We start from the raw sequence: 12,606 nt of genomic DNA on the forward strand, positions 1-12,606 counted from the left end.
GCCGCGCCCGGTATTTTGCCTGTCCGGTTGCGCGATCTGGGATGGTTATTCACCTGCGGGCTTACCAACCCGCATGATTTCCCACTCTAGCGTGATCCCGCTGGAATCGTAAACCTTTTTTCGCACCTCTTCGCCCAACCCTTCGAGATCGGCGGCGGTAGCCCCGCCCGTGTTGATCAGGAAATTCGAGTGTTTCTCGCTCATCTGTGCGCCACCCCGGCGGGCGCCGCGCATCCCGGCCTGGTCGATCACCTTCCAGGCCTTGAGGTCGTGCACGTCATCGGCCCGGCCGGTGCTGGAAAATCCCGCCGGGTTGCGAAAGGTCGACCCGGCGCTGCGGTCGCGCGTCGGCTGGGTTTCGTCGCGTTTGCGCAGCTGGTCCTGCATGCGGGCATGCAGCCCCTCTGCCGGCGCGCGCGCGCCCTGCAGGGTCGCCTCGATCAGCACCGCGCCATCGGGCAGATCGGTCTGGCGATAGCGGAAATTCAGATCCGCCGGGCGCAGGGTGATGATTTCGCCCGCGCGCGTCACCGCCCTGGCACTGACCAGATGATCGGCGACATAGCTGCCGTAACAGCCGGCATTCATCCGCACGGCGCCGCCGATGCTGCCCGGAATGGTGCGCAGAAAGGTCAGATCGACGCCGGCATCGGCGGCCTTGCGCGCCACATGCGCATCCAGCGCCGCCGCGCCGGCGGTCACGGTCTCGCCGTCGATTTCAATGCCATTGAACCCGCGCCCCAGCCGGATCACCACGGCGCGAATGCCGCCATCGCGCACGATCAGATTGCTGCCGACGCCCATGGGGAAGACCGGTATCGCAGGGTCGAGTGCGGCCAGAAACTGCGCCAGGTCCTGCGCATCGGCCGGCTGAAACAGCCAGTCCGCCGGCCCGCCAACCCGCAGCCAGGTCAGGTCGGACAGGTCACGATTCGGCGTCAGTCTGCCGCGCGGGGTCGGGAGGTGGGTCATGCATGCTTGCTAGCCAACCTTGGGTCCGGCCACAAGCAGGTCAACCGCCACCCTTGGACAACAGGTCCTTGGCGGATTTGATGATGGTCCCAGCCTTTTTTGGCGCAAAACACAGTGCACCGACCGCAACACCTGCGTTGACCGGCAATCCCAACAGTGCCGCAAGATATGCCGACCCTCCGATCAGTCCGAACTGAACGGCCCCTGTCCCGGCCTCCCAAACGCCCTGCACGACCTCATCCGCCTTTTGTCGCGGCAGTTCGGCCAGCTTTCGGGAATACAGACGCCACAGCTTTTCGGTCTGTGCCGCCTGCGGTTCCGTGACCGGACCAGCAACGGGCACAGATTTGCGCATCTGAACGATCGCCTCATGCAGCATCAGATAGACGCCAATTTGGCGGATTGCTTCGTCGCGATCGTCATCATCGCGATAATTGCGCGTTTGCAGGCGTTCCAGTTCCAGCAGGATCGAGGATTCAATGGCCTCGTAGGTCGGCGGCAATTCCCTTCTGTTGCGCTCCATGGCCTGCCGGACACCCGCCACCGTGGGTTGCTGCGCAGATGGCAGCGATTGCAATTGCGCGTCCAATCCCTCGTGGTCGGGTTTAGACCTCTTTGCCTCAAGCTTTGCGATCTCCCGCGCAATGGCCTGCGGCCCGGCATCCCAGACCGAATTATCGATCAGGGCGATCTGTTCCAGCAGGTCCCAATCGGGCGTGCGACCGGCCAGCGCGTCCTCGTACCAATTGATCCAGAACGCCCATTCCGGACCGGTGGCCGTGGTTTTCACTTCTTGCCAAAGTCGCGCAAACGGGGGGGCGTGATCGTGCCACAGCGGGGTCGAAAAGACATCGCCGCCCTCAGACAGAATCCGGCAATCCTTTTGGATGCAACTCCAACGCAGGGTTCGAGCGGTACCGTCTCCGGCTTCGTCGGCGACGGTGGCCGCTGCGGCTGTGGCGTTGGCAAAGGAGGTGGTGGCGGTGCATAGGGTGGCGGTGACGAAGGCAGCGTTGGTAATGGAGGCGGTGGCGACGTTGGATAAGGGGCCAACGTAGCCGAGAGCAGCGGCTTGGGCGTGGGAAGCGGCTTGGGCGTGGGAAACGACTTGGGCGAGCGAAGCGGTAGCGGCCTCTCTGATCGCGGTGGTTAGTAGTGGACTAGCAACCCCCGAGATCAGGCAACAGCGCGAAGTCATTAACGCTGTCAAATCCTTTTGCCACACCGTATCCGCCGATGCCTGGGTCCACCAAATCGGCAGAATTCGCATGGCCGCACGGTGCGCAATGGTTACGGCCACGGCCCGGGCGGCGTCCTCATTCAACCCATTCTCTTTGGGCCAGTCGGTCAGCCAGGACTGCAGACTGTCCCGATCCTTGATATCGGCGATGTCGATCATTGCGCCGGACTGTGCTGCGCGGGATGCCGGGCCACGACCCGGACTATGTGCGCGCGGCGCGGTTGCGCAGGGCGCGGCCGCCCAGGGTGCCCATGATCGCCGCGAACAGCGCTGGAAAGACGCCGCCGGTCAGCCAGACAAAGGGAACAAAGGCGGTCTCTTCGTCGCCGGGTTGGATCGTGGCAAGCCAGACGATCAGCACCAGCGACACCAGCGACAGCAGGCTGGGCAACAGCCACAGCCAGCGCCCGGTCAGATAGCGCCCGCTGACAAGCCCGGCAATCGCGCCCAGGATCATCGCGGTCAGGGGCAGAAAGGCAATGGTTCCGGATACGTCCATGTCGGTCTCCTTGCGGGTGCGCAGCGGCGCTGCCCAGTCAGTTCCTGGGCGCGGTCTTGCCCTGCCACAGGCGTTTTGTCCAGCGGCCCAGATAGATCACCGGCCAGCGCAGCACCGACATGCCGGCCAGCAGCACCGCCAGCCCGAGCCAGGGACCGTTCTGATAGGTGACATAGCCCAGGATCGGGATGCCGATGGCGATCAGGGCATAGGCGCGACGCCAGTGATTGTCGCGGCTGGGCAGCATCGCCAGCACATTGGCGGCCAGCGCCCAGAACGCGGCCAGGATCAGCGACGGGGTCATCGGATGTCCCCATTGCGCCGTCGGGTCGGGGAAAAGGCACAAAACGGGTTCATAGCATCCCCGCCAGCGCCACGACCAGCGCCGCAAGCGACAGCACCAGCCCCAGAACCGGCACCGCCAGCGGCACGCGGAACGGCGCCGCCGGGGCGCGGCGTTTCTGCAGGATCAGCGCCAGGTTCACCAGCGCGAACACGGCCAGCAGGATCGACGAGGTGGTTTCCGCCAGCCGCACCAGCGGCACGAACAGCGCCGCCAGCACGACCAGCCCGCCCAACAGCAGAGTGGCCAGGACCGGCGTGCCAAAACGCGGATGCGCGTGGTGAAACACCGCCAGCGCCGGGCTGCGCCGGCCCAGACCGAACAGCACCCGGCTTGCCATGACGATCTGCGCCAGAATGCCGTTCAGGGCGGCAAAGACGGCGATGCCGGCCAGGAACGCGCCATCGCCGCCTTGCCGGGTGCTCCAGACCAGCGCCAGCGGCCCGTCACTGGCCGCCAGCGCCGAGACCGGCACCGCCCGCACCGCCGCCAGCGCCACCAGGGCATAGATCACCGAGGTCACCGCCAGCGAGATCAGGATGGCGCGCGGCAGGGTGCGGCTGGGCCGGTCGACCTCTTCGGCCATGTTGACGATGTCCTCGAAACCGATGAAGGCGAAAAACGCCAGCACCGCGCCCATCCCGACCCCCGGCCACGCGATCGTCGCCGGCGCCACCCAGTCGGCCGACGGCGGTGCCGCCAGCCCGGCCCAGACCACCAGCACCAGCCCGCCGAACTCGATCACCGTGAACACCGCCACCAGCGCCAGGCTTTCCAGCACGCCAAAGACCGCGACGGCGGTCAGCGCGATGCCCAGCACCAGAATCGCCGCGGTCGGGTCGATGCCGGTGACATGGGTCAGATAGCCGACGCCGCCGCGCAGAACCGCACCCGCCGAAACCGTGCCCGCAGCGACGATGGCCAATCCGACCAGCAGCGCCAGCGTCCGGCTGTTCAGCCCCTGTCCCACATAGGCCGCCTCGCCCGCCGCTTCGGGCAGGCGGGTGGCGTATTCGGCATAGCTGAGCGCCGTGGGCGCGACGATCAGCCCGGCCAGGACAAAGGCGAGCGGCGCATAGACGCCGGCATCCGCGGCCACCGCGCCGACCAGCACATAGATGCCGGCGCCGACCATGACGCCGACGCCATAGGCGGTCAGCAATCCCGGTCCGATCCGGCGTTTCAGCGTTTCGGTCATGGCTTGTCAGCCTTTCAGACGCTCCGGCAGCGCGTTGGCCCAGGCGCTGATCGTGCCGGCCCCCAGACAGACGACCATGTCTCCGGGACCGGTCTGTTCGCGCACAAGACGTTCGAGATCTTCCTCGCGATGCAGGGCGCGCGCATGGCGGTGGCCGTGGCGGATCAGCCCGGCGACCAGATCGTCGCGGCTGGCGCCCGCAATCGGCTCTTCGCCGGCGGCGAACACCTCGGCGATGGCGACCACGTCGGCATCGTTGAAACAGGCGCAGAAATCGTCGAACAGCCCGTGCAGGCGGCTGTAGCGATGCGGCTGGTGCACCGCGATCACCCGGCCCTCGGTGGCCTGGCGCGCGGCTTTCAGCACCGCGGCGATTTCCACCGGATGGTGGCCGTAATCGTCGATGATCGTGACGCCGTTGGCTTCACCCACCTTGGTAAAGCGGCGGTTGACACCGCCGAACCGGGCCAGCGCGTCGCGGATCTCGTCGGTCTTCATGCCCAGATGACGGGCCACGGCGACAGCGGACAGGGCGTTGCTGACATTGTGATCGCCGGGCATCGGCAGGGTGCAACCGGTGATCACCTTTTCCTCGGCCTGCAGCTGGATATCGAAATGCGCGACACCCGCCTTGTAGGTCAGGTTGATCGCGCGCACATCGGCCTGGGCGTTGAACCCATAGGTCACCACCCGGCGGTCGCTGATGCGCCCCACCAACGCCTGAACCTCGGGGTGATCCGTGCAGCAGACCGCCAGCCCGTAAAAGGGGATATTGCTGACGAATTCGTAGAACCCGTCGCGCAGCCGGTCAAAATCGCCCCAATGTTCCATGTGTTCCGGGTCGATATTGGTGACGATGGCGATGGTGGCGGGCAGCCGGTTGAAGGTGCCGTCGCTTTCATCCGCCTCGACCACCATCCATTCGCCCTGCCCCATGCGGGCATTGCTGCCATAGGCATGGATGATGCCGCCATTGACCACCGTCGGGTCGAAATGACCGGCAACCATCAGTTCGGCCATCATCGTGGTGGTGGTGGTCTTGCCATGGGTGCCGGCGACCGCGATGTTGGATTTCAGCCGCATCAGTTCGGCCAGCATTTCGGCCCGGCGCACCACCGGCAAGCCGCGCTGGCGCGCCTCGTCCAGTTCCGGGTTGCCCGGTTTGATCGCCGACGAAATCACCACCACCTCGGCGGTGCCCAGATTTTCGGCGCGCTGGCCGACCTGAATCGTGGCGCCCAACTTTTCCAGGCGCGCGGTGATCTTGCTGGCTTTCAGGTCCGACCCCTGGATCGTGTACCCGAGATTCAGCAGGACCTCGGCGATACCGGACATGCCAATACCGCCGATGCCGACGAAATGGATCGGCCCGACATCCATAGGGAGTTTGGTAGCTGCGTTCATGACAGGGCTTCCATCCATCGCGGTTCAACCGTTCCTATTCGCCAATTCCGTGACAAGTGCAACCAGACGCTCTGTCGCGTCGGGCGCGCCGGCCCCCATCGCCGCCCGGCTCATGTGCTGCGCCGCCTGGGGATTGCTCAGAATCGCGGACATCTGTGCGCTCAGGCTGGCGACGTCCAGGGCGCGCTCGGGTATCAGAATGGCGGCGCCGGCCTCGACCAGGCCGCGGGCGTTGGCGGTCTGATGGTCGCCGGCGGCGGCGGCATAGGGGATCAGGATCGCCGGCCGCCCGATCACCGTTAGATCGGCGATGCTTGAGGCGCCGGCACGGCTGATCACCAGCTGCGCCTCGCTCATCCGGCGGGGCACGTCGTGAAAGAACGGTTCGACCTCGGCCTTGATGCCCTGGGCGGCATAGCGGGCGGTGACCCGGTCGATATCCTCGGGGCGGGCCTGATGCGCGATGCGCAGATGACGGCGGATGTCATCGGGCAACGCCGCGGCGGCGTCAGGCACCACGTCCGACAGGATACGCGCACCCTGGCTGCCGCCCATGACCAGCACCGACATCGGATAGTCGCCGGGCGGAATATAGGAGGCCCCGGCGCGATCCAGCACCGCGCTGCGCACCGGGTTGCCCACATGCAGCCCCTGCGCGCCTTCGGGCAACCGGGTCGGCCAGACGCCGCAGGCGACACAGGCCACGCGCGTGGCGAACAGCTGGTTGACCCGGCCCAGCACACCGTTCTGCTCGTGGATCAGGCGCGGCAATTTCAGCAGCACCGCCGCCGACAGGGCAGGAATCGACGGATAGCCGCCAAAACCCACCACCACATCGGGGCGGTCGCGCCGCATCCGCCGTGCCGCGTCCAGCACGCCCAGCGCGATGCGCGGCGCCACCATCGCCTTGGCGACCAGGCCGCCGCGCGCAAAGGTGGCGCTGGAAACCTGGTTGATCTCGGTGGAATGGGGAAAGCCGCCGGTATAGCGCGCACCGCGCGCATCGGTCGACAACTGCACCCGCCAGCCGCGGTTCAGCATCGCCTCGGCCAGCGCCTGGGCGGGGAACATGTGCCCGCCGGTCCCCCCGGCGGCGATCAGCAACAGGGGCGTGGTCATCTGCCGCCCCCGCGCAGCAGATCGGCGATCTCGCCCTGCGGGCGGCTGCGGGTAAAGGCCAGCAGCATGCCCACGGCGATGCCGCCGGCGATCAGCGACGAGCCGCCATAGCTGACAAAGGGCAGCGTCATGCCCTTGGCCGGCAACAGCCGCACGGCGACGCCCATGTTGATCATCGCCTGCACGCCAAAGACGCAGGCCAGACCGGTGCCCGCCAGACGGATGAACGGATCGCGCTCGCGCATCAGCCGGAACAGCGAGCGCAGAACGATCAGCGCATAGAGCGCGATGATGATCAGCACCAGGACCAGTCCGTATTCCTCGGCCGCGACGGCGACGATGAAATCGGTATGGGCATCGGGCAGCGACCATTTTACCTGCCCCTCGCCGACGCCGACACCGAACAGACCGCCCTCGCGGATGGCGTTGGTCGCGTACCCCAGCTGGGTGGTCGGATCGACATCGGGGTTAAGAAAGCCATCGATGCGGCGGGCGAAATGCTCGGAACTGGAATAGGCCAGCGTGCCGCCCAGCACCACCAGAACCGCCATGCCGACCAGCAGCAGCATGGGCGCGCCGGCGACGAAATACATGACGCCCCAGCCAAACAGGATCAGACAGGCCTGGCCGAAATCCGGTTGCAGCACCAGCATCATCACGATCGCCAGGCACAGGGCAAAGGACCAGGCGGTACCCGGCGGCCCGTTGATCTGCTGGCTGGCGGCCAGCATCCAGGCCGCAGCGACGATGAATCCGGGCTTCAGGAATTCCGAGGGCTGCACGCTGGCAAAGCCCAGCGAGTACCAGCGCACCGCGCCCTTGCCGAAATCGGTGCCCAGAACCGGCAGCAGCGCCAAAGCGACAAAGGCACCGAGAAACCCGATCACTGCCAGCCGCCGCACCAGCGTCGGCGACATCATCGAGGTCAGCAGCATTGCGATCAGCGCGGCGCCGCCGAAAATTGCCTGCCGGGTGACATAGTGGAATGGCTCGAACCCGTTGCGCGCCGCCAGCGGCGGCGACGCGGCCAGCCCCAGCAGCAAACCGACCACGAACAGCATCAACACGCAGCCCATCGACCACTTGTCCAATGTCCGCCACCATTTTGGAAGGATGGGTTCGCCGCCCCGTTCGGGGACCGCGCCATAGACCATTTCTGTCATGGTTTACCGCCGTTTCTGCCTCTGCCCGCCCCTTTTCGGGGTCTGTGATCAAAAGGCTACAACAAAACACTGGGTCAGGCCAGAGCCTTCGGCGGGCAACGGCACCGAATCGCCACAGCGTCGTGGTCGTGGCGCCGCGACAAGCGCTGGCGCTTTGCATTGCCTGTCCACGGGGCGTAAAGCGCCCACATGAATTGCGAGACCAGCACATTTGAAACCGTCATTCTGGGGGCCGGCGCCGCCGGGCTGATGTGTGGTGCCCATGCCGGGCCGGACGTGCTGGTGATCGATCATGCCCGCGCGCCGGGGGAAAAGATTCGCATTTCGGGCGGCGGGCGCTGCAATTTCACCAACCTGCACGCGGGCCCCGGGAATTTCCTGTCCGGGAACCCGCATTTTGCCAAATCAGCCCTGGCCCGGTACACGCAATGGGATTTCATAGACCTGGTGGACCGGCACGGCATCACCTGGCACGAGAAAACCCTGGGCCAGCTGTTTTGCGACGGCTCGGCCAAGCAGATCGTCGCCATGTTGCTGGCCGAACTTGACCGCGCCCGAGCCCGGTTGTGGCTGCGGACCGAGCTGCGCAATCTAAGCCGGAGCGACGGCGGCTTTGCGCTGGACCTTGACCGCGAAGGGGCGCGCGTTTCGGTGCGGTGCCGCAATCTGGTGCTGGCCAGCGGCGGCAAGTCGATCCCGGCCATGGGCGCCACCGGTCTGGCCTATGACATTGCCCGCCAATTCGGGCTGGCACTGACCGAGACCCGCCCGGCGCTGGTGCCGCTGACATTTCCGCATGGCCGGTTTGCCGCCCTGTCCGGCGTGTCGCTGCCGGTGCGGCTGACCAACCGGCGCGCCAGCTTTGACGAGGCGCTGCTGTTCACCCATCGCGGCCTGTCGGGCCCCGCAGTTCTGCAAGTGTCGTCCTACTGGCGCGAAGGCGAAGAGATCACCATCGACCTGATCCCGGATCTGCCGCTGGGCGATCTGCTGCGCGCCCAGCGGCAGCGCGGCGGCCGCCGGGCACTGACCACCGAACTGGCGCGGCACCTGCCGGTGCGGCTGGTCGAGATGCTGAAGGACGAACTGGCGCTGTCGGGCAATCTGGCCGACCAGTCCGACCGTGCCCTGACGGCGCTGTGCCAGTCCTTGCGCGACTGGCGGCTGACCCCGTCGGGCAGCGAAGGGTACCGCACCGCCGAGGTGACGCTGGGCGGCATCGACACCGCCGCTCTGTCCTCGAAAACCATGCAGGCAACAGCGGTGCCGGGACTGTATGCGATTGGCGAGGCGGTCGACGTCACCGGCTGGCTGGGCGGCTATAATTTCCAATGGGCCTGGTCCTCGGGGCATGCCGCGGGCACCGCGATCGCGGCGGCGCAGACGAAAACCCGGGTGCCGGCCGGTTAACCGGCCAGATGGCTGCGCACCAGTGCCGTGAAATCGTCGCCACGCTGCTCGAAATTGTCATATTGATCGAAGCTGGCCGCCGCCGGGGCCAGCAGCACGGTGTCGCCCGGTTCCGCCTCGGCCATCGCCCGCGCCACGGCCTGTTCCATCGTGGTACAGATCTCGGCATCGACTTTGAGCTGCAGCGCGAAACCGGCGGCCTCGCGCCCGATCACATAGGCCTTGGCGACGGCGCCGGTGGCCGCGGCCAATCCGGTCAGCCCGCCCTCTTTTTGCAGCCCGCCACAGATCCAGCGGATGCGCGAAAAGGCGCTCAGCGCCTTGGCGGCGCTGTCCACATTGGTCGCCTTGCTGTCATTGACATAGACCACGCCCGCCGCCTCGGCGACGATCTGGCTGCGATGCGGCAGGCCGGGATAGTCCTGCAGCGCGGCTTCGATCCGGCGCGGCGCCAGCCCCAGCGCCCGGCAGGCGGCATAGGCGGCGCAGGCGTTCTGATGGTTGTGGGCGCCGGGCAGTCCGCGCACCGGGCGCAGGTCGATCGACGCCGCTTGCCGGCCCTTGCGGTATTCCGACAGGAACCCCTTGCGGGCAAAAACCTGCCAGCCGGGTCCCACCAGTTTTTGCGTCACCGAGACCCGGATCACCCGGTCATCCGCCACGCCTTCGGACATCTGCCCGGCCAGGAACAGACCTTCGGCCTCGTCCACGCCGATCACGGCCCGGTCCGGTCCGCCCTCGGAAAACAGCCGCCGCTTGGCGGCGAAATAGCCGCCCAGACCGCCATGCCGGTCCAGATGGTCGGGCGACAGGTTGGTAAAGACCGCGATATCCGGCGTCAGGGCGCGCGCCAGATCGGTCTGATAACTGCTGAGTTCCAGCACGATCACCTCGCCATCCCTGGCCGGGTCGATATCCAGGACCCCGCGCCCGATATTGCCGGCCAGCTGCGCCGGGCGCCCGGCGGCGGTCAGAATGTGATGGATCAGCGCCGCCGTTGTGGATTTGCCGTTTGATCCCGTCACCGCGACAATGCGCGGCGCGGTCTCGAACCGGTCCCAGGCCCGGGTCGCGAAGGACCGGAAGAACAGCCCGATATCATTGTCCACCGGCACCCCGGCCCGCAATGCCGCCGCCACCACCGGGTTCGGTTCGGGGTAGAGATGCGGTATGCCGGGCGACACGATCAGCGCCGCCACCCCATCAAAGGCGCCGTGCGCATGCAGATCGCGGCAGACAAAGCCCTCGGCCTCGGCGGCGGCGCGGGCATTGGCGTTGTCGTCCCAGCACAGCGCCTCGGCCCCGCCGGCCCGCAAAGCCCGCGCCGCCGACAGGCCGGACCGGCCCAGCCCCAGCACGGCCACCCGCGCGCCCTCAAATCCGGTTACCGGGATCATCTGCGCCGCCTCCTTTTGCCTGCGCCAAACCGCCGGCACCCTGCCCCAGTGCGACCGGGAATTGCAAGCCCGCTCAGGGCGCGCCGCGTGCGTGCAGATCCCGCAGATTGCCGCGCACGAGCCGCGTGTTGGGATGCTCAGGCCCCAGCGCTGCCTCCAGCACCGCCAACGCCTGGCGAAAATGCGTCTCGGCCTCGGCGCCCCGGCCGGTATCCCGCAACAATCCGGCGAGGTTGTTGAGCAGAAAGGCATAGTTGGGATGCTCCGGCCCCAGCGCCGTACGGGTAATGCCCAGCGCCTGCCGATACAGCGGTTCGGCCGCGTCCGTCTGACCGTCGGCCTCCAGCAGCGAGGCCAGGTTGTTCAGAGCCGCCGCCACGTCGGGATGCCCGCCGCCCAGCGTGCGGCGCTGAATATCCAGCGCCTCGCGAAACAGCGGCTCGGCCTCGTGCAGCCGGTCGGTGGCGCGATAAAGCCCCGCCAGATTGTTCAGATGCGTGGCATATTGCGGATGCTCCGTGCCGATCGTGTCGCGGTCGATCTGCAGCGCCTGCAGGTACAGCGCCTCTGCCTCGTCAAAGCTGTTCCTGACCTCCAGCAAACCGGCCAGGTTGTTCAGATGGGCGGCATAGTCGGGATGCGCGTCGCCGATGGTCGCCCGGTCGATCTCGAGCGCCTTGCGAAACAGCACTTCGGATTCAAAAGCCCGCCCGGTCGTGCGCAGCAGCGAGGCCAGATTGCTCAGATGCGCCGCGTGCAATGCGCTGTCCTCGACGTTTCTGGCGCGATCGATTTCCAGCACCCGGCGATACGCCTTGACCGCCTCGTCATAGCGGCCGACCTGCTGCAACAGCGTCGCCAGGTTGTTCAGGTGGATCGCATGGTCCTGGCTGATCTCGCCGACGGTACGGCGGTCGATCGCCAGCGCCTTGCGATACAGGCTTTCCGCTTCGGCATATTTGCCGATTGTGTCCAGGTTCGTCGCCAGATTGTTCAGCGCCGTGGCGGTTTTGGCATGATCCTCGCCAAAGTCGCGCCGCGCCACGTCGACCAGACGCCGGTCGTTCTCGATCGCGCGGGCGTATTGCCCGTCCAGACGCAGAAACTGACCGGCCGACAACAGCGTGTCATAGGTTGGATTTAATTGCGCCGCCCGGGTGAAATGCCGGGCGGCATCGGCCCAGCGTACCTCGCCATCGGCGATCTGCCCACGGGCATAGGCGGCTTCGGCGGCGCGGGTCACGGCGGCCTCTGCGTCCGCCTCGACCTGGGCGAACAGCGCATCGGCCTTGGAGGTATCGCCGGCGGCCAGCGCCGCCCGCGCTTCGGCCAGGGTTTCCTCGGGCACCGCGCCCTGCAATTCCTGTAGTTGCGCTTCCAGCGCGACGATGCGCGCCCGCGCCTCGTCATAGGCTGCCGGCAGATCCGCCAGCCGCCGGCGCACCTCGTCCAGTTCCGCCTGCAACCGCGCCCGATCCTCGGTCTGGGTCCGCTGCAACTCGGTGGTGATCTGCGTCTTGAGGCGCAACTGGCGCTGCTCGAACTGGGCCAGGGTCATGGTAATCACCGGCTCGGGCGGAGCGGTCTTGGCGACCTGAGCCGGATCGGCCATGATCACCTGACTGTTGTCACCCAGGGTGATCTGGGTGCCGCTGCCGGTCTGCACCGGGCTGTGATCGCCGGTTTGAACCGAGGGCGCCTTGTCCGTGCCCGGCTTTCCGTCCGCCAGTTCAAGACCATACCAACCGGCAACCGCCGCCAGCCCGAGCAGCACCGCCGGTACAACGACCTTGAGGACAGATAGGATGGCGGTCGCGCCGTCCCGGTTGTTCTGATCGCGCCACCAGTTGAAATGGAACAT

At 66.8% G+C, this 12,606-nt stretch carries 11 protein-coding genes; 1 reads left to right on the top strand and 10 read right to left on the bottom strand.

All coding sequences use genetic code 11. The features are described from left to right. Positions 1-45 precede the first annotated feature (45 nt). From murB to ftsW, 8 genes are read right to left on the bottom strand one after another with little or no spacing between them, the layout of a single operon-like run. Positions 46-972 carry a UDP-N-acetylmuramate dehydrogenase gene (gene murB, locus ACFMPD_RS12770; protein WP_380994913.1) on the bottom strand — a complete coding sequence of 309 codons (927 nt, stop codon included), beginning with the start codon at positions 970-972 and terminating at the stop codon, positions 46-48. Between the two features lie 40 nt (positions 973-1,012). Next, positions 1,013-2,371 carry a hypothetical protein gene (locus ACFMPD_RS12775; protein ID WP_380994915.1) on the bottom strand — a complete coding sequence of 453 codons (1,359 nt, stop codon included), beginning with the start codon at positions 2,369-2,371 and terminating at the stop codon, positions 1,013-1,015. Between the two features lie 43 nt (positions 2,372-2,414). Further along, a complete protein-coding gene (locus ACFMPD_RS12780; protein ID WP_380994918.1) occupies positions 2,415-2,711 on the bottom strand; it encodes a hypothetical protein in 297 nt (98 codons plus the stop codon). Positions 2,712-2,748: 37 nt separating this feature from the next. Next, positions 2,749-3,015 (bottom strand): DUF2484 family protein, encoded by a 267-nt coding sequence (locus tag ACFMPD_RS12785; protein WP_380994921.1) that lies wholly within the window; start codon positions 3,013-3,015, stop codon positions 2,749-2,751. Positions 3,016-3,064: 49 nt separating this feature from the next. Beyond that, on the bottom strand, positions 3,065-4,252 hold the full coding sequence (locus tag ACFMPD_RS12790; protein WP_380994924.1) for an APC family permease: 1,188 nt from the start codon (positions 4,250-4,252) through the stop codon (positions 3,065-3,067). Positions 4,253-4,258: 6 nt separating this feature from the next. Continuing rightward, on the bottom strand, positions 4,259-5,656 hold the full coding sequence (murC, locus tag ACFMPD_RS12795) for a UDP-N-acetylmuramate--L-alanine ligase (protein ID WP_380994927.1): 1,398 nt from the start codon (positions 5,654-5,656) through the stop codon (positions 4,259-4,261). Between the two features lie 24 nt (positions 5,657-5,680). Continuing rightward, positions 5,681-6,775: a UDP-N-acetylglucosamine--N-acetylmuramyl-(pentapeptide) pyrophosphoryl-undecaprenol N-acetylglucosamine transferase gene (locus ACFMPD_RS12800; RefSeq protein WP_380994930.1), complete on the bottom strand. Its 1,095-nt coding sequence runs from the start codon at positions 6,773-6,775 to the stop codon at positions 5,681-5,683. Continuing rightward, positions 6,772-7,938: a putative lipid II flippase FtsW gene (gene ftsW / locus ACFMPD_RS12805; RefSeq protein WP_380994933.1), complete on the bottom strand. Its 1,167-nt coding sequence runs from the start codon at positions 7,936-7,938 to the stop codon at positions 6,772-6,774. Before ftsW ends, ACFMPD_RS12800 begins: the two co-directional genes overlap by 4 nt. 189 nt (positions 7,939-8,127) lie before the next feature. Between ftsW and ACFMPD_RS12810 the strand changes: the two genes are divergently transcribed. Beyond that, on the top strand, positions 8,128-9,348 hold the full coding sequence (locus tag ACFMPD_RS12810) for a BaiN/RdsA family NAD(P)/FAD-dependent oxidoreductase (protein ID WP_380994935.1): 1,221 nt from the start codon (positions 8,128-8,130) through the stop codon (positions 9,346-9,348). On the opposite strand, the gene murD is transcribed toward ACFMPD_RS12810, so the two are convergent. Continuing rightward, positions 9,345-10,745: a UDP-N-acetylmuramoyl-L-alanine--D-glutamate ligase gene (gene murD, locus ACFMPD_RS12815; RefSeq protein ID WP_380994938.1), complete on the bottom strand. Its 1,401-nt coding sequence runs from the start codon at positions 10,743-10,745 to the stop codon at positions 9,345-9,347. The two genes, ACFMPD_RS12810 and murD, sit on opposite strands and share 4 nt — an antisense overlap. 73 nt (positions 10,746-10,818) lie before the next feature. Next, positions 10,819-12,606 carry a tetratricopeptide repeat protein gene (locus ACFMPD_RS12820; RefSeq protein ID WP_380994941.1) on the bottom strand — a complete coding sequence of 596 codons (1,788 nt, stop codon included), beginning with the start codon at positions 12,604-12,606 and terminating at the stop codon, positions 10,819-10,821.

Source organism: Sedimentitalea sediminis, from assembly GCF_042687825.1.
In the GTDB taxonomy this organism is placed as follows: Bacteria; Pseudomonadota; Alphaproteobacteria; order Rhodobacterales; family Rhodobacteraceae; genus Sedimentitalea.

Coding starts and splice junctions, on each gene's coding strand:
- ACFMPD_RS12775 (WP_380994915.1), bottom strand. CDS start 2,371: ATGATCGACATCGCCGATATCAAGGATCGGGACAGTCTGCAGTCCTGG.
- ACFMPD_RS12820 (WP_380994941.1), bottom strand. CDS start 12,606: ATGTTCCATTTCAACTGGTGGCGCGATCAGAACAACCGGGACGGCGCG.
- murB (WP_380994913.1), bottom strand. CDS start 972: ATGACCCACCTCCCGACCCCGCGCGGCAGACTGACGCCGAATCGTGAC.
- ACFMPD_RS12780 (WP_380994918.1), bottom strand. CDS start 2,711: ATGGACGTATCCGGAACCATTGCCTTTCTGCCCCTGACCGCGATGATC.
- ACFMPD_RS12790 (WP_380994924.1), bottom strand. CDS start 4,252: ATGACCGAAACGCTGAAACGCCGGATCGGACCGGGATTGCTGACCGCC.
- murC (WP_380994927.1), bottom strand. CDS start 5,656: ATGAACGCAGCTACCAAACTCCCTATGGATGTCGGGCCGATCCATTTC.
- ACFMPD_RS12785 (WP_380994921.1), bottom strand. CDS start 3,015: ATGACCCCGTCGCTGATCCTGGCCGCGTTCTGGGCGCTGGCCGCCAAT.
- ACFMPD_RS12800 (WP_380994930.1), bottom strand. CDS start 6,775: ATGACCACGCCCCTGTTGCTGATCGCCGCCGGGGGGACCGGCGGGCAC.
- murD (WP_380994938.1), bottom strand. CDS start 10,745: ATGATCCCGGTAACCGGATTTGAGGGCGCGCGGGTGGCCGTGCTGGGG.
- ACFMPD_RS12810 (WP_380994935.1), top strand. CDS start 8,128: ATGAATTGCGAGACCAGCACATTTGAAACCGTCATTCTGGGGGCCGGC.
- ftsW (WP_380994933.1), bottom strand. CDS start 7,938: ATGACAGAAATGGTCTATGGCGCGGTCCCCGAACGGGGCGGCGAACCC.